13 protein-coding genes are annotated in these 15,578 nt (G+C 64.8%); 9 read left to right on the forward strand and 4 right to left on the reverse strand.

Features of this window, described 5'->3' with window-relative positions; all coding sequences use genetic code 11:
- Positions 1 to 198 precede the first annotated feature (198 nt).
- The 7 genes from XH91_RS06825 to XH91_RS06855 all read left to right on the forward strand — a co-directional run bounded on the left by XH91_RS06825 (position 199) and on the right by XH91_RS06855 (position 9,367).
- Positions 199 to 2,526, forward strand: coding sequence for a putative bifunctional diguanylate cyclase/phosphodiesterase (locus XH91_RS06825; protein WP_128949867.1), 2,328 nt, complete (start codon positions 199 to 201; stop codon positions 2,524 to 2,526).
- A 171-nt stretch (positions 2,527 to 2,697) separates the two neighbouring features.
- On the forward strand, positions 2,698 to 3,438 hold the full coding sequence (locus XH91_RS06830) for an N-acyl amino acid synthase FeeM domain-containing protein (protein ID WP_128949868.1): 741 nt from the start codon (positions 2,698 to 2,700) through the stop codon (positions 3,436 to 3,438).
- A 265-nt stretch (positions 3,439 to 3,703) separates the two neighbouring features.
- Positions 3,704 to 4,192, forward strand: coding sequence for a peptidoglycan-associated lipoprotein Pal (gene pal / locus XH91_RS06835; protein WP_057759160.1), 489 nt, complete (start codon positions 3,704 to 3,706; stop codon positions 4,190 to 4,192).
- Positions 4,193 to 4,376: 184 nt separating this feature from the next.
- Positions 4,377 to 5,414 (forward strand): tol-pal system protein YbgF, encoded by a 1,038-nt coding sequence (gene ybgF / locus XH91_RS06840; protein ID WP_164933607.1) that lies wholly within the window; start codon positions 4,377 to 4,379, stop codon positions 5,412 to 5,414.
- 257 nt (positions 5,415 to 5,671) lie between these two features.
- Complete coding sequence (tilS, locus tag XH91_RS06845) at positions 5,672 to 6,757, forward strand: tRNA lysidine(34) synthetase TilS (RefSeq protein ID WP_128949870.1); 1,086 nt, start codon at positions 5,672 to 5,674, stop codon at positions 6,755 to 6,757.
- Between the two features lie 255 nt (positions 6,758 to 7,012).
- A complete protein-coding gene (gene ftsH / locus XH91_RS06850) occupies positions 7,013 to 8,935 on the forward strand; it encodes an ATP-dependent zinc metalloprotease FtsH (protein ID WP_128949871.1) in 1,923 nt (640 codons plus the stop codon).
- Positions 8,936 to 8,947: 12 nt separating this feature from the next.
- Complete coding sequence (locus XH91_RS06855; protein WP_128949872.1) at positions 8,948 to 9,367, forward strand: DUF3052 family protein; 420 nt, start codon at positions 8,948 to 8,950, stop codon at positions 9,365 to 9,367.
- An 81-nt stretch (positions 9,368 to 9,448) separates the two neighbouring features.
- Here the strand turns inward: XH91_RS06855 and XH91_RS06860 are convergent, their stop codons facing one another.
- The 3 genes from XH91_RS06860 to XH91_RS06870 form a co-directional block, all read right to left on the reverse strand.
- Positions 9,449 to 9,772, reverse strand: a complete 324-nt coding sequence (locus tag XH91_RS06860) for a hypothetical protein (protein WP_128949873.1) — start codon at positions 9,770 to 9,772, stop codon at positions 9,449 to 9,451.
- A gap of 95 nt (positions 9,773 to 9,867) precedes the next feature.
- Positions 9,868 to 11,337, reverse strand: a complete 1,470-nt coding sequence (locus XH91_RS06865) for a hypothetical protein (protein WP_128949874.1) — start codon at positions 11,335 to 11,337, stop codon at positions 9,868 to 9,870.
- Complete coding sequence (locus tag XH91_RS06870; RefSeq protein ID WP_128949875.1) at positions 11,334 to 12,833, reverse strand: hypothetical protein; 1,500 nt, start codon at positions 12,831 to 12,833, stop codon at positions 11,334 to 11,336. The genes XH91_RS06865 and XH91_RS06870 overlap by 4 nt, the downstream gene beginning before the upstream one ends.
- A gap of 289 nt (positions 12,834 to 13,122) precedes the next feature.
- Here XH91_RS06870 and XH91_RS06875 point away from each other — a divergent pair, with 289 nt between their 5' ends.
- A complete protein-coding gene (locus tag XH91_RS06875) occupies positions 13,123 to 13,287 on the forward strand; it encodes a Flp family type IVb pilin (RefSeq protein ID WP_128949876.1) in 165 nt (54 codons plus the stop codon).
- Positions 13,288 to 13,622: 335 nt separating this feature from the next.
- On the opposite strand, the gene XH91_RS06880 is transcribed toward XH91_RS06875, so the two are convergent.
- Positions 13,623 to 14,609: a phosphatase PAP2 family protein gene (locus tag XH91_RS06880; protein ID WP_128949877.1), complete on the reverse strand. Its 987-nt coding sequence runs from the start codon at positions 14,607 to 14,609 to the stop codon at positions 13,623 to 13,625.
- Positions 14,610 to 14,881: 272 nt separating this feature from the next.
- On the opposite strand from XH91_RS06880, the gene XH91_RS06885 reads away from it, so the two are divergent.
- Positions 14,882 to 15,568 carry a TetR/AcrR family transcriptional regulator gene (locus XH91_RS06885; RefSeq protein WP_128954752.1) on the forward strand — a complete coding sequence of 229 codons (687 nt, stop codon included), beginning with the start codon at positions 14,882 to 14,884 and terminating at the stop codon, positions 15,566 to 15,568.
- Positions 15,569 to 15,578: the final 10 nt, after the last annotated feature.

Raw genomic sequence — 15,578 nt, forward strand, 5'->3', positions numbered from 1 at the left:
AAGTTTTCGACTTTCTGCGCGCGCGGCAAGCTTTCCTTCACCTTGTGCCCGGCAAGGCTTGCCTAGTTGCTTGATTTCTCAGCAGAAACGGTTTCGCTATTGCCGAAAAACAACTCGACTTTAACGATGTTCCCTCAGAAAGACTTCATCTGCTGTGGGTAAAAGTACGCGCCAAACAGGACGCGCGTACAAACCAAAATGCAATTCGCAGACCAGACCGGCGGGATTGATCAAAAGCCGACGAAGCTTTCGGCGGCGCTGATCGATTCGCTGTTTGAAGCGTCCGGCCCGTTGCTTGCGGGCATCGTCTTCGTCGCGTTTGCAGCAGGCATGACCGCGCTGAAGACGGGACAAAGCCTGCTCTGGGGATGCGTCCTGTTTCTTGTCGTTGCGGGCGCGATCCGCGTGTTCGATCTCAGGCGCTTCGATCCCCGCAAATCGGATCTCACGGCCGAGGAAGCCGGCAAGTGGCAGCAGCGCTATCGCATCGGAGCGCTGATTCAGGCGGCCGCGATCGGCACCTGGTGCTCGACCGCCCTGTTGAGCAACGACGATGCCGTCGTCCACCTCATCGCGCTGTCCGTCACGACCGGCATCGTGGCGGGAGGCGCGGGCAGGGCGTATGGACGGCCATCGATCTTTCACCAGCAGGCTCTGCTTCAATTCGGTCCCGCGGTGATCGCTTTGGCGATCCGCGGCACGCCCTACTACATCGCGATGGCGTTCGTGAGCGCGGCTTTCCTGCTGGCGATCATGCAGCTTTCGGCCAATCTGCACAAAATCTTCATGCGGGCCGTCGTGGCCCGTGAACGCGAGGCGGCGCTCGCCGGTCAGTTCGATACCGCCCTGAACAACATGCCGCACGGCCTGTGCATGTTCCGCGTCGACCGACAGCTCGCAGTGATGAATCACCGGTTCGGCGAGATGCTGGATCTGCCGGCGGATCTCGTTCGCAGCGGCTCGACCGCGCGTGACATCCTGTCCGCGTGCGTCAGCTCGGGCGCCATCTCGGCCGCAAGCGGCGAGATGATCGTCGCCGAGATCGAGAACGCGCATGCAAACCAGATCGTGACCGTCGATCCCGACGCGGAGAGAAACCGGTCGTTGTCCTGGACGGTCCAGCCGATGGCCGACGGAGGCGCGGTGGTCCTGCTCGAGGACGTGACCGAGCGGCGCAATGCCGAGGCCAAGATCACCCATCTGGCCCGTTACGACGAATTGACGGCGCTGCCCAATCGCGTGCATTTCCGCAACGAGATCGAATCCCTGCTGGCGGCGTCGCACCATAGTGCGCGGCTGTCCGCGCTGCTGTTCATCGATCTCGACCAGTTCAAGCAGGTCAACGACACGCTCGGCCATCCCTGTGGCGACCAGCTGCTCTGTGCGGTTGCCAACCGCCTGCGCGAGATGCTGCGGCCGGAGGATTTCGTCGCCCGCTTCGGCGGGGACGAGTTTGTCGTCTTCCAGCAGAATCTCAGCGCGCCCGAGGATGCCGCGAGCCTTGCCCGCCGTATCGTCGAACGCCTGAGCGAGCGCTATCGCATCGACAATCACCTGGTCGAGATCGGCGCCAGCGTCGGCATCGCACTGACCTCGCCGGAGGGCGCCAGCGCCGATACGCTGCTCAAGAACGCCGACATGGCGCTCTATCGCGCCAAGGCCGACGGCCGCGGCACGTTCTGCTTCTTCCGCGACGAGATGGCGGCAACCGCCGAAGCGCGACGCATCCTCGAGCTCGACCTGCGCAAGGCGCTCGCCAACGAGGAATTCGAGCTGTTCTACCAGCCGCTGGTCAATCTGAAGTCCGGCAAGATCTCCACCTGCGAGGCGCTGCTGCGCTGGAATCATCCGGTACGCGGCACGGTCTCGCCGGTCGACATCATCCCTGTCGCCGAGGACATGGGCCTGATCGTCGATCTCGGCCGCTGGATCCTGCGCCGCGCCTGCATGGAGTGCATGAAGTGGCCGGAGGGCGTCAGTGTCGCCGTCAACTTCTCGCCGCAGCAATTCCACCAGCGCGACGTCTTGAGCGAGATTCGCTACGCGCTCGAAGTGTCGGGCCTGCCGGCGCACCGGCTCGAGATCGAGATCACCGAATCGTCGCTGCTGCGCAACACGCAGCTCACGCACGACATCCTCTCGCAGCTGCATGCGCTCGGCGTGCGCATCTCGCTGGACGATTTCGGCACGGGCTATTCGAGCCTCAGCTATCTGCACAACTTCCCGATGCAGAAGGTCAAGATCGACCGCTCCTTCCTGGAAGGGATCGACACCGACCGGCCGCTGACGCTGTTGCGCGGCGTGGCGCGGCTGTCGGCCGACCTCGGCATGGCCGTGGTTGTCGAGGGCATCGAGACCAACGAGCAGCTCGAGCTGATCAGCGCCGATGGCACCGTGTCCGAAGGGCAGGGCTATCTGTTCAGCCGTCCGGTTCCGGCCGTCCGTATCAGGCAATTGCTCGGAGCCTCGCACGGCAAGCGCGTGCAGGAGCAGCTGATCGTCATCTCCTCGCGATCGCTCGCGTAACCTCCCGCGCGTCCCGACCCTCGCGATTTTCCCAATATTTCCAAGCATTTCCCCAGGGGGTTGCGGACCGCAACCCTTAACCCTAACGGTTCTAACCCTTTGCAATTGTGTTAAGGAACCTTTAATCTTTTGCGTACTCGCGGAAGTTGATTTGGAAGTTTGGAGTATCGGATGTCGTCTCAAGCCGAGCTACGCAGGCCGTCGCAGATGCGCGGAGCAGCGTTGTTCGATCGCACCGACTACCGGCTGATCGAGGCTCCCGAAGACAGAGATGAGATCTACCGTCTGCGCTACAAGGCGTATCTGAATGGTGGGTTGATCTTGCCATCCGAGACAGGCCAGGTCCGCGACGTCTATGATGATGCGCCCAATGTCTGGATCTTCGGCGTTTACGTCGATGGACAGCTCTGCAGCTCGGTCCGCATTCATGTGCTGACGAGCGAATGCCGGATGTCCTATTCGACCGAATTGTATGGTGATCATCTGCACCCGCGGCTCGATCGGGGCGAGGTTTTCGTCGATCCGGCGCGGCTTGCCGCCGATCCCGAGAAGGCCAGGCGGCTTCCGGAACTGCCCTATCTCACCCTGCGGCTGGCCTATCTGGCTTGCGAATATTTCAACGCCGATACCGGCCTTGCGATGGTGCGGCCCGATCACCAGCCGTTTTACCGGCGCGTGTTCCTGCATGAACCCGTCGCCGAGCCACGCGCGTTTCCGGGCTGGCACACCATGAAGACGTCGTTGATGGCGTCCGATTTCAAGAACCTTCGGGAAAAGGTGCTGACGCGCTTTCCCATCATGCGCTCGAGCGCGTTCGAACGGCGCATGCTGTTCGAGCGCAATAGCCAGCCCCAGGCCTTGTCCCGGCCGGTGCTCGTCCAAGCGCCGCTCAGCCCCGCCGGCTTGGTCTGATCGACGCCGGTTCCGGCCAGTCACCGCCTTCCGCAGCCGCCAGAGCCCGTAAAGGCCCGGAATTTGGTGATTTTGCCGGCTCGCGCCGCTTGCCTTCACCCTCGCGCCACATTTACAACCCATTAACCACGATGGGTGCTTTTCGCTGGTTTGGGGGCATTTGACCGGCTGAGGCAAGGTTCCGATAAGGTTGACGGAACGTTCGCTTAACCAACCCCCTGTAGACCGGACGGCAGTGGACGAACGTGAGCGTGGAGGCTCCGGAATGAAATATCCTATGCGTATCCTCCAGGGATTGAAGCTGGCCGCGGTGGTTGCCATCGCGCTGTCGATGGGTGCCTGCGCCAAAACGAACGCGGGTCTGGACGCCAATGCGAGTGCGGCGACCCCGGGCAGCCAGCAGGATTTCGTGGTGAACGTGGGCGACCGCGTGTTCTTCGAGAGCGACCAGACCGATCTGACCCCGCAGGCGATCGTGACCCTGGAGAAGCAGGCGCAGTGGCTGCAGACCTATCCGCGCTACTCCTTCACCATCGAAGGTCACGCCGACGAGCGCGGCACCCGCGAGTACAACATCGCGCTTGGCGCCCGCCGTGCCCAATCGGTGCGCTCCTTCCTCGCCTCGCGCGGCATCGACCCGAACCGGATGCGCACGATCTCCTACGGCAAGGAGCGCCCGGTCGCCGTGTGTAACGACATCTCCTGCTGGTCGCAGAACCGTCGTGCTGTGACCGTGCTGAACGCGAGCTCCTGACCGCCGGTCAGCCGCTGTTCATCTTCGGAAACCGAATATGCCGGCGCCCTCACGGGCGCCGGTTTCGTTTCAGCGAACTGTGACAGAAACCCGGTGGTGCCAGTCACACTTTTGGCGTAGTGCGTTTCAATGTGTGGCGCCTCGAATGTTCCGTCGCAGATTTCGCTTTCGTCGTCAGGGCAAGATGTCATCCAGATCCAAGGGAATTACCGGCGTCGTGGCATTGGCCGCGCTGCTCTCTTTGTGCGCGCCCGCATTCGCGCAGACCGACGACGATCCCGAGATGCGGATCGAGCGGCTGGAGAACCAGCTGCGCCAGCTCACCGGCCAGAACGAAGAGCTGCAATATCGCAATCGCCAGCTCGAGGATCGCATCCGGCAGCTCGAGGGCGGCGCGCAAGGTGCTGCGCCCGGCCAGCCACCGGCCCAGCCCAATGTCGCAGCCGTCCCGCCCGCTCAGGTCACCCCCGGCTATCGCCAGCAGCCGCCGCAGCAACAGGCCGTGCAGCAGCCGAACTACCAGCAACCGAACTACCAGCAGGGCCAGGTCGGGGCGCCCGCGCCGATCGTTCAGGAGCAGCCGGGCCCAGGTGCTCCCGGCACGCGCCGCCGCGGCGATGCGTTCGACCCCAGCCAGAGCCCCAATGCGCCCGGTGCGCCGCGCGCGCTCGGCGGCGGCCAGCAGCCGATGCCGGTCGGTGCGCCGCTCGATCTGTCCAACAACGGCGGACAATATCCGCAAGGAGCAGCTCCCGCTCAGCCCGGCTATCCGCCGGCGCAGCAGCAGGGCTATCCCGCGCAAGGTGGCGGTCCTGCGCTCGCCACCCTGCCGCCCTCGGCCACGCCCCGCGACGAGTTCGACCTCGGCATCGGCTACATGCAGCGCAAGGACTATGCGCTCGCCGAGCAGACCATGAAGAACTTTGCCGCGAAATATCCGAACGATCCGCTGCTTGGGGATGCGCAATACTGGCTCGGCGAAAGCTATTTCCAGCGCCAGCAATATCGCGATTCCGCCGAGGCCTTCCTCGCCGTCACCACCAAATATGACAAATCGGCCAAGGCGCCGGATGCGCTGCTGCGGCTCGGCCAGTCGCTCGCCGCGCTGAAGGAGAAGGAAGCCGCCTGCGCCGCCTTCGGCGAGGTCGGCCGCAAATATCCGCGCGCCTCCGCCGGCGTGAAGGCCGCGGTCGACCGCGAGCAGAAGCGGGTGAAGTGCTAGAAGCCGTGCGGTTGTTTCACCTCTCCCCAGCGGGGAGAGGTCGAATTGCGCAGCAATTCGGGTGAGGGGGCGCGGCACCCAGTGAGACCAGATCCCCTCACCCGGATTGCATCTTTCGATGCAATCCGACCTCTCCCTATGGGAGAGGTGAAACACCGCGGCGGTTCTGGTGGCCGATCGCATGACGGGGGACACTGACAATGCAGATGATGCTGCGCTAAAATGCGTGCCATCCGCTGCGATTGCCGGGCCGCGTCATGTCAGACGACGACAATTCTCCGATCTCCGTGCGCGCGGCGAAGCAGCTCTTCGCCGAGCTCAGAGGCGCGCGGGCGCTTGTGCTCGCGGTCTCCGGCGGACCTGACTCGGTGGCGCTGATGTGGCTGGCGGCGCGCTGGCGGCATAGTCTCGCGCGCGGCCCCGATATCACCGTCGTCACCGTCGATCACGGGCTGCGCAAGGAGGCGGCGCGCGAAGCGCGCGAGGTCAAGCGGCTCGCCACTGGACTTGGCCTTGCGCACCGGACCCTGCGCTGGCGCGGCGCGAAGCCCAACGCAGGATTGCCCGCCGCCGCGCGCGAGGCCCGCTATCGGCTGCTGGCGCAGGCCGCGCGCGCCGCAGGCGCAAGCCACGTGCTGACTGCGCATACCCGCGACGACCAGGCCGAGACGCTGCTGATGCGGCTCTTCCGCGGCAGCGGCATCGCCGGATTGTCGGCGATGGCGCGCCTCTCCACGCGCGACGGCCTCGTGCTGGCGCGCCCGTTGCTCGATGTTCCGAAATCGCAACTGATCGCGACCCTGAAGCGGGCCGGGATCGGCTTTGCTGAAGATCCCACCAACCGCGATCCGGCCTTCACGCGGCCGCGGCTTCGCGCGCTGCTGCCGCAGCTTGCCGCCGAGGGCGGTGACATCAGGACCCTGGTGCGGCTGGCGGGCAGGCTCGCCCGCGCCAACGCGGCGGTCGAGGTGCTGACCGACGGTGCCGAGCGCTTCCTCCGCCTGCGGGATCGCGGCCATCAGCCGCAGCCGGGCGTTCGCAGCTTCGAGGCCTCGGCCTTCGCCACCCTGCCGGAGGAAGTCCGGCTGCGGCTCTTGCTGCGGGCCATCGACGCAACAGGGCACGAAGGGCCGGCGGAACTCGGCAAGGTCGAAACCCTGCTCGCCACACTCGATCAGGCGATGACCGCACCTGCGAATGGCCGTGCCATCCTGAAGCAGACCCTTCTCAAGCAGACCCTTGCGGGAGCCTTGATCAGCCTTGCCGGGGGGCGTATCCACATCGCGCCTGCGCCGGTCCGGCGGCCCCCAAGGAGACTTCAAAGGGATGAAAAGGGCGGATGAGGGCGGATCATGACACCGGCCATTTGCCAGATTTGCCGTCAGGACACCTTAACCAGGCAGGAAAAACCCCGGCTTCGATGCCATTATTTCAGCGGGAATCGCTCTAAGATGGGCTAAATAGTCCTATCTCGTTCCCTTGGCAGCGAGCGGGGCGGCACCTAAATTGTATACGTCTAACGATGAGGATTCCTTGGGGATTTCCTCGTACTGCCCCAAGGATGAGGCCGCGATCCGCGCGACCACGAAGGAAGATCGATGAACGCCAATCTGCGCAATTTCGCCCTCTGGGTCATCATTGTTTTGCTGCTGTTGGCGTTGTTCACGCTCTTCCAGAATCCGGGTCAACGCACGTCCTCGCAGGACATCGCCTTCTCGCAGCTCTTGAGCGACGTCGATCAGGGCCATGTCCGCGACGTCGTGATCCAGGGCCCGGACATTCACGGCACCTTCACCAATGGCTCGAGCTTCCAGACCTATGCGCCGAACGACCCGACGCTGGTGAAGCGCCTCTATGACAGCAAGGTGCAGATCACCGCGAAGCCGCCCGGCGACAACGTGCCGTGGTTCGTCTCGCTGCTGGTCTCCTGGCTGCCCTTCATCGCGCTGATCGGCGTGTGGATCTTCCTGTCGCGGCAGATGCAGGGCGGCGCCGGCAAGGCGATGGGCTTCGGCAAGTCGCGGGCGAAGATGCTGACCGAGGCCCATGGCCGCGTCACCTTCGAGGACGTCGCCGGCGTCGACGAGGCCAAGCAGGACCTGCAGGAGATCGTCGAGTTCCTGCGCGACCCCGGCAAATTCCAGCGCCTCGGCGGCCGCATTCCGCGCGGCGTGCTGCTGGTCGGGCCTCCCGGCACCGGCAAGACCCTGATCGCGCGTGCGGTCGCGGGTGAAGCCAACGTGCCGTTCTTCACCATTTCCGGTTCGGACTTCGTCGAAATGTTCGTCGGCGTCGGCGCCTCTCGTGTGCGCGACATGTTCGAGCAGGCCAAGAAGAACGCGCCCTGCATCATCTTCATCGACGAAATCGACGCGGTCGGTCGTCACCGTGGCGCGGGCCTCGGCGGCGGCAATGACGAGCGCGAGCAGACGCTGAACCAACTGCTGGTCGAGATGGACGGCTTCGAGGCGAACGAGGGTGTGATCCTGATCGCCGCCACCAACCGCCCTGATGTGCTCGATCCGGCGCTGCTGCGTCCGGGCCGCTTCGACCGTCAGGTCGTGGTGCCGAACCCCGACGTCGTCGGCCGCGAGCAGATCCTGAAGGTTCATGTCCGCAAGGTGCCGCTGGCCCCGGATATCAACCTCAAGACCATCGCGCGCGGCACGCCCGGCTTCTCGGGCGCCGATTTGATGAACCTCGTCAACGAAGCAGCCCTTACCGCCGCCCGCCGCAACAAGCGGATGGTGACCCAGGCGGAGTTCGAGGAAGCCAAGGACAAGGTGATGATGGGCGCCGAGCGCAAGTCGCTCGTCATGACCGAGGAAGAGAAGCTCTTGACGGCCTATCACGAAGGCGGCCACGCCATCGTCGGCCTCAACGTGCCCGCGACCGATCCGATCCACAAGGCGACCATCATTCCGCGCGGCCGTGCGCTGGGCATGGTCATGCAGCTCCCCGAGCGCGACAAGCTGTCGATGTCGCTGGAGCAGATGACCTCGCGGCTTGCCATCATGATGGGTGGCCGCGTCGCCGAAGAGCTGATCTTCGGCCGCGAGAAGGTCACCTCTGGCGCCGCCTCCGACATCGAGCAGGCCACGCGCCTCGCCCGCATGATGGTGACGCGCTGGGGTCTGTCGGAAGAGCTCGGCACGGTCTCCTATGGCGAGAACCAGGACGAGGTCTTCCTCGGCATGTCGGTCTCGCGCACGCAGAACGCATCGGAAGCGACCGTGCAGAAGATCGACTCCGAGATCCGCCGCCTGGTCGAGGAAGGCTACAAGGAAGCGACCCGCATCCTCACCGAGAAGCACGCCGATCTCGAAGCCCTCGCCAAGGGCCTGCTCGAGTTCGAAACGCTCAGCGGTGACGAGATCGTCGACCTGCTCAAGGGCAAGAAGCCGAACCGCGAGTCCGTGCTCGAGCCGGCGACGCCGCGCGCCTCCGCCGTGCCCCCGGCCGGCAAGTCGCGCCCGCGTCCCGATCCGGATCCCGGCCTGGAGCCGCAGCCGCAGGCGTAACCGCAAACGCGTATGGCCGGATATTCCGGCAAACCCTTAGTGCAAAAGCTCGGCATCAAGCCGGGCTTTTGTATTTTCGTGGACGGCCTTGGCGCGCCCTATCGCGACATCGTTGGCGAGCTCCCTGACGGCGTGGCGATCGCGAAGACCGCCAAGGCGCCGCTCGACATGGTGCATCTGTTCGCGGCCGAGGCCAAAGGCCTCGCCGCCAAACTGCGCCTCTACCGCAAGGCGATCGCGCCCGACGGAATGATCTGGGCATCGTGGCCGAAGAAAGCGTCGGGCGTTGCAACTGACGTCACCGAAGCCCTGGTGCGCGAGACCGCGCTTGCGAACGGCCTCGTCGATATCAAGATCTGCGCGGTCAGCGACGTCTGGTCCGGCCTCAAGCTCGTGATCCCCGTGAAGGATCGCGCGAAGGTCGCGAAATAGCTCCGCTCTCGTGGGGTGGCACACCATCGCAATGACGATGTGGATGCAGTTGCGCTCGCAACAAAGGCAGTGATGCCTTGCTCACGACGCCAGCCGGAGCCACACGTCCTTGCTCGCCAGCGTACCGTCAGGCGTTGCGATCTCCAGGTCCACGACGTGCAGGGAGTGGTCTCCGTAGACATATTTCAGGTGCCATATCAGCCCGAGGTCCGGCGTGATGACGAAGTCGTCGAGCCCGTCGGTCATCGCCCGAACGGCCTCGCGATGCGTCAGCGGTGCCGAAAACATCGCATCGATCAGATCGGCGAGGCTCATGCCTTCGACCAGCATCATGCGGGCGATGTCGTCACCATGGACGTGGCGGAGGGCTGAGACGATGACGGCGATGGCGTCGGGATTTTTCATGACACGGTTGACTTCGGGGCCATTTGCCTCGCCCCGATCCGGCTGCATTGAACTGCGTTAGTCCCGAAGAGACAAGGCTGCTTGCGGGCCCGTCCTCACTTCGACGCTGCGGCCTGATTGTCCCGCACATGCACCACGGCGATCTTGTCCGTGTAGATCCGCTTCCAGCCCGCGACATGATCCAGCATCTGGGCCGCAGGTGAATCCGCCGTGAGCAGCGTCGCATCGATCTTGTTCTCGTCGAGCATGCGCAACAGGCCCGCCACGTCGCGGCCGTCCTCGGCGGCGAAATAGTCCATCAGGAATTTCTCGCCGTAGAGTTCCGATCGTCCGTCGACGAAAGGCCTGATGTCGCGAACGATGAGGTAGCCGCCGAAACCGTAGGAATTGAAGATGCGGGCGGCCTTGCGCTCAGCCAGCACATCGACGGCCGCAACCGGCGTCTGCGTCGCGGAGAATGCGAACGAATGGCGGGCCGCAAAGGCTGCGCTCGCGCTGGCGGCCGCAAGCATGATGGCCACCGCGGCCAGCGCCCCAGGGGCGCCGGGGGCCATCCGCAAGCCGCGCGATGCGTCGGGGACTGACCTGAACCAGCCGCTCAGCGGCTGCGCCAGCACCAGAGGAACGATCACGCCAAAGGTCTCGATGCTGCGGACATGCGCGAGCGCCATCCAGGTGGTGCCGAGGATCAGCAGCACGCGCGGCGGCGACAGCGTCAGGCTACGCGTCAGCGCGAGCCCGAGCAGGCCGAGCAGGGCGCCCGCAAACGGGTTGAAGGCGCTGAAATCGGCCGGACGCCATTCGGCGATGACGGAAAAGGATTTGCCGAGGCTGAGGATGCGGGCGGCACCGAGCAGCGTATCCACGCCATAGGGCGTGCAGCAACTCGCCGCCAGCGCGCCAACCCCGAATGCGGCCCAGCGCAGCATGAGCGCCGGCCGTCGCGCCGGCGCGGCACACCAGAGCGCCTCCAAGCCGATCGCGCCGACGAGTGCGAGCCCGAGCACGAAGCCGCCGTGAAGATTGGCCCACAGCACCATCAGCGGCAGCAGCAGGAAGGAGGGCGCGCGGCCGCGGTCGGCTGCCGTCATAAGGGCCCCGCTCCAGGCGACCATGACCGGCAGTGCCAGCACATGCGGACGGGCCAGCAGGTGCGGCGCCGCCAGCGTCATCGCCAGCAGGCAGAACACGAGCGCGTAGGGAAGATCGAGATGTCGCTGCAGGAAGGCCAGCAGCAATCCCATCGCCAGCGCGATGGCCGCGGCGGTCAGGATGACGGGCCCCGCCCATCCCCAATGCGAATAAGTCGTCGCGAACAGCACCTGCGACAGCCAGGACGTCGAAAGCCAGACCTCGCCCTGACGGGTCAGCGAATAGAAATCGGTCCACGGCACGGCGTGATGGTCGAGGATCCACTGGCCGACCTTGATCTGCCAGAGCGTATCGGGATCGTGCAGCAGGCTGTCGCCGCTCACCAGCAGCAGCAGGAAACTCGCGGCCGCCACGCAGAGCGGCGCCAGATTGCGCTGGGCGCGCGCAACCGGAAGGCTCGCGGCGATGCTCATGGCTTGGCTGGCGTGGCCGCGCCTGCCGCGTCATCCCGCACATGGATCACGGCGATGTTGTCGGCGTAGAGCCGCTTCCAGCCCTTGATGTGATCGAGCACCTGGGCGGCGGGGCTGTCGGCGACCAGTAGCGTGGCGTCGATCTTGTGCTCTTCGAGCAGCCGCGTCAAATTATCGAGCTTCTTGACCTCGATCGCCTTGAAGAAGTCCATCACGAACTTCTCGCCATAGAGCTCGGCGCGGCCGTCGACGAAAACAGGAATGTCGCGCGAGATCAGGTAGCCGCCGAATTGATAGGCGTTGAAGATGCGCTGCGCCTTGCGCTGCTGCAGCAGGTCGACGGCGGCGACAGGCGTCTGGTCCATCGTGAAGGTGAAGCGATGATGCGACATGTAGATCGAGGTCGAGGTCCAGGCCGCGGCCGCGATCATCAGCGCGCCCATCACCGTAACGTAACGCGCCGCCGGGCTCCCGGTGCCCTGCTCAGTATCTTGCGCGAGCTGCGGCAGCGGCGACTTCTCACCGAGCGGCTTGGCCAGCACCAGCGGCACCAGGAAGGCAAAGGCCTCGATGCTCCGGACATGGGTGAGCCCCATCCAGGTGAACAGCAGGATCAGCAGGATGCGCGGCGGCGACAGCGTGAGGCCGCGAAACAGCCCGAGGGCAATGAGGCCGAGGATCGCGCCTTCGAACGCGGAGAACGAGGCGAAATTCGCCGGCATCCATTCCGAGATCACCGACAGCAATTCGCCGAGATTGAGGATGTTGGTCGCGCCCAGCAACGTGCGCCAGCCATAGGGCGTGACGCAGGCAGCCAGCATCGCGGCGAGGCCGAACAGAAACCAGCGGAAGAGCAGGCGGATCTGCTTGGGCTGATCGAGCGTCCAGATCGCCTCTAACGCCATCGGGCCGATCAGCGCGAGGCCCAGCACGAAGCCGCCGTGCAAATTCGCCCACAGCGACATCAGCGGCAGCCAGACCCAGGACGGTGTCACCTTGCGGTCGGCCGCATTCATCAGCACGCCGACCCACGCGATCATCACCGGCAGCGCCAGGATGTGCGGCCGCGCCAGGATATGATGGAGCGAGAGCAGCACCGCCAGCATCGCGAACAGCACCGAGCGCGGAATTTCGAGATGGGCGTCGAGCAGGTAGACGAAGATCGCGACCGAGGCGGCAATCGCAAGCGCGGTCACGACCACCGGTCCGGCCCAGTCCCATTGCGCATAGGTGATGGCGTACAGAATCTGCGACAGCCAGGACGTCGAGATCCAGGGCTGTCCTGATCGCGTGAAGGAATAGAAGTCGGTGTATGGCAGGGCGTGGTGATCGAGGATCCATTGTCCGATCTTGATCTGCCAGAACGAGTCGGAATCCTGAAGCAGCGTGTCGCCGACATAAAGGAAGAAGAGATAGGCGCCCGCCCCTGCGCACAGCGGCACCAGCGCTCGCGCGCGGCTCTGCACGGTGATGCTGTTGGTGAAGGAGAGCGACATGCCGCCTCGTCTTGTTCTTGGGTGTATTGGCCGAGCGGGCGGCATTGGACCACGGCGGTCATAACTTCCCGTAAATCGGCGACGGCCTTGCCACGCGCCCGCGCAATTTAACCGATTGTTTTCAAATTCGGTTTACCATCGGCCAATACATGCAAACCGTTCCCTGTTTACGCAGTCGAATTAACTGCGGCGCAAGTCTTTGCGCTTACGTTGAGTTCCATGGTCGGGCGGCGCTGGGAAGCCGAAGAGACCAGACCATTGAAGCCTCGTGTACCTTTTGGAGCAGTCTATGAAGAACCTCGTTTCGCGTTTCGTGAAGGACGAATCCGGCGCCACCGCCATCGAATACGGCCTGATCGCCGCCGGCATCGCGCTGGCGATCATCACCGTGGTCAACAACCTCGGCTCGACGCTGAACACCAAGTTCGGCTCGATCTCGTCCAGCCTCAAGTAAGCTAGCGACGAATTCAGAGTTCAGAGAGCCCCGTCCTCGGACGGGGCTCTTTTCGTTGTGGGGTGCGGCATCGTCAGCAAACTCGCTCATCGTCCCGTCTTCCCCGCGCAATGGCGAAGCCATTGTCGCTGGAGGTGCTCGCCTCTTCGGCGAGCCTCGAAGGGCGACGGCCCGGCTGCATCTCGGCCGTTCATCCTTCGAGGCTCGGCGCACGTTGCTTCGCACCGCGCGCCTCGCACCTCAGGATGACGGATGAACGCTGGATTTGTTAACTGAGCTGCGACGAAGAATATGAGAGTCGCGGTTGCGAGCGGTGTGATGCACCGCTCGCGCGCTTATTCCGCGAGACTCGGCTGCCACACCACCGCCGGTGCAGCCGCCGCTGCCGAAACCCGCGCCGTGCGGCTCATCCATTCCAGATAGGCCTTCGCGGCAAAGATCGAGCCTGCCGCCAGCGCAATACCGCCAGCGACATCGACGATGTAATGCGCGCCGATGACGGGCGTTGCGGCGATCATCATGAGGTTGAGCGCCGCCGCGATGCCGCCGATGCGCCGCACCGGCCACAGGGCCCACATGTAGAGCACCGCGGACGCGGCGTGGAAGCTCGGGAACGAGACGATGCCGGAGAGCTTGAACAGTTGCAGCTCGTGCAGGCTGCCGTCGCGCAGGGCCAGGATATCGCGCAACTGTCCGGCGTAGACGGCGGTGTTGATGTCGGGGACCTGGGCGGCCGGCAATTGCAGTCCGTAATAGGTGCCGATCGCCGGCACGAGTGCCGAGACCGCGATGGTGACGGCAAGCGCAAGGCTCATCGCCAGCATGAACAATTGCAGCCGCACGTAACGCGCCGTCAGCGTCAGCACGACGGGGGTGAAGAGCAGGGGCCATTTGATCAGGCCGTAGCTGCGCGACAGGACGTCCGCGAGCCAGGGGTGATCGTTGACGAAGCGCGCGATCGGCTCGGGATCGAGGCCGAGCGCGCGATCGACCGCGAGCAGCGCCTGGTCCTGCAGCGGCCAGCCCATCCTGCCGGCGACGTAGCTCAGAGGCCCGACGATGGCGCAGGTGATGATCACCTGGCCGATCGTGCCAAGCGAGAAGATCAGTTTCGGATCGGCGCAATCGCCTTTGGCGATGCGGTGGCGGTAGGCGATGACGACGAAGAACGCGGCGATTGCCAGCGTAATGCCGTAGGCGACCGGCTCGAGCCTGAGGCCGGTGACATCAAGGCCGAGCGCCAGCAGGCTGCCCATGATCGCGATGGGAAGCCAGTTCAATTGGTAAAGCCGCCAGGCGGTTTTGGCGTCCGTGTCGACCATGCTGCACCGAGTTGGATCGCAGCCACCGTGGCCGCTCCGCTTTAAGACCGCGGTAAGAAGTGTGGTCAGCCGTTTACCAATGGATTCCCTGCAATTTGAATGGTTTGCAGTGCAGCGACGCAAGTGACCTCCAGGAGCGGCACATGCGTATTTGCTTCTTGTCATCCTCCCTGAATAGTTGTTCAGTCCTTGCGGGGCGATTTGCAGCGAATTCAGTGACGAAGCGTTCGGCCGCGGGCGTGCGGCAGGCGTGGTGGGACAGGAAGCGCGCCATGGTTTATCGGCGGACGCATCAAGTGGTTAAGCGCCTTGCGGCTCGGCGCAGCGCCATCCTGGCGGCGGCAAGGGAAGCCGCAGCCGAAGGCGGCATGGCGGCGGTGCAGATTGCGCCGGTTGCGGTCAGGGCCAATGTGGCGGCCGGCACGGTCTACCGCTACTTCCCCTCCAAGGCCGAGCTGATTTCCGAGCTGATCTCCGAAGTCTCCCGTGACGAGCTCGCGGCCATCAGGCGCGCGGCCGATGCCGCGCCGGGACCGTCCTCGGCGTTGGCGGCGGCCGTGACCACGGTGGCGGTCCATACCCTGTCGCAGCGGCGGCTCGCCTGGGGCATCCTGGCCGAGCCCGTCGATGTCGATGTCAGCGCCTCCAGGCTGGCCAGCCGCCGCGAGATCGCGGGTGAGATCGCCGCGCGGATCGACGCTGCGGTGCGCGCGGGCCATCTGCCGGCGCAGGACACGGCGCTCGCCGCCACCGCGCTGCTGGGCGCGCTGCATGAGGCCCTGGTCGGCCCGCTCGCGCCCGACAATCTCGAAGATCCCGTCAAGATGCGCGACGCCGTCCAGACCGTGACGCTGCTGGCGCTGCGCGCCGTCGGCGTCATGGACGCCCGCGCGCGAGGTCTGGTGGTGCAGCAGACGTTGCTGCCGACGACCAAGGCGCTGGTCGGGGCTGCGGGCTGAGTTGATCGAT

Origin of the sequence: Bradyrhizobium guangzhouense (genome assembly GCF_004114955.1) — a bacterium.
Lineage (GTDB): Bacteria > Pseudomonadota > Alphaproteobacteria > Rhizobiales > Xanthobacteraceae > Bradyrhizobium > Bradyrhizobium guangzhouense.

Bases quoted from the DNA above. Each gene is read 5' to 3' on its own strand.
- pal (WP_057759160.1), top strand. From the start codon at position 3,704: ATGAAATATCCTATGCGTATCCTCCAGGGATTGAAGCTGGCCGCGGTG.
- XH91_RS06860 (WP_128949873.1), bottom strand. From the start codon at position 9,772: ATGAAAAATCCCGACGCCATCGCCGTCATCGTCTCAGCCCTCCGCCAC.
- tilS (WP_128949870.1), top strand. From the start codon at position 5,672: ATGTCAGACGACGACAATTCTCCGATCTCCGTGCGCGCGGCGAAGCAG.
- ftsH (WP_128949871.1), top strand. From the start codon at position 7,013: ATGAACGCCAATCTGCGCAATTTCGCCCTCTGGGTCATCATTGTTTTG.
- XH91_RS06885 (WP_128954752.1), top strand. From the start codon at position 14,882: ATGGTTTATCGGCGGACGCATCAAGTGGTTAAGCGCCTTGCGGCTCGG.
- XH91_RS06880 (WP_128949877.1), bottom strand. From the start codon at position 14,609: ATGGTCGACACGGACGCCAAAACCGCCTGGCGGCTTTACCAATTGAAC.
- XH91_RS06825 (WP_128949867.1), top strand. From the start codon at position 199: ATGCAATTCGCAGACCAGACCGGCGGGATTGATCAAAAGCCGACGAAG.
- XH91_RS06870 (WP_128949875.1), bottom strand. From the start codon at position 12,833: ATGTCGCTCTCCTTCACCAACAGCATCACCGTGCAGAGCCGCGCGCGA.
- XH91_RS06865 (WP_128949874.1), bottom strand. From the start codon at position 11,337: ATGAGCATCGCCGCGAGCCTTCCGGTTGCGCGCGCCCAGCGCAATCTG.
- XH91_RS06830 (WP_128949868.1), top strand. From the start codon at position 2,698: ATGTCGTCTCAAGCCGAGCTACGCAGGCCGTCGCAGATGCGCGGAGCA.
- XH91_RS06855 (WP_128949872.1), top strand. From the start codon at position 8,948: ATGGCCGGATATTCCGGCAAACCCTTAGTGCAAAAGCTCGGCATCAAG.
- XH91_RS06875 (WP_128949876.1), top strand. From the start codon at position 13,123: ATGAAGAACCTCGTTTCGCGTTTCGTGAAGGACGAATCCGGCGCCACC.
- ybgF (WP_164933607.1), top strand. From the start codon at position 4,377: ATGTCATCCAGATCCAAGGGAATTACCGGCGTCGTGGCATTGGCCGCG.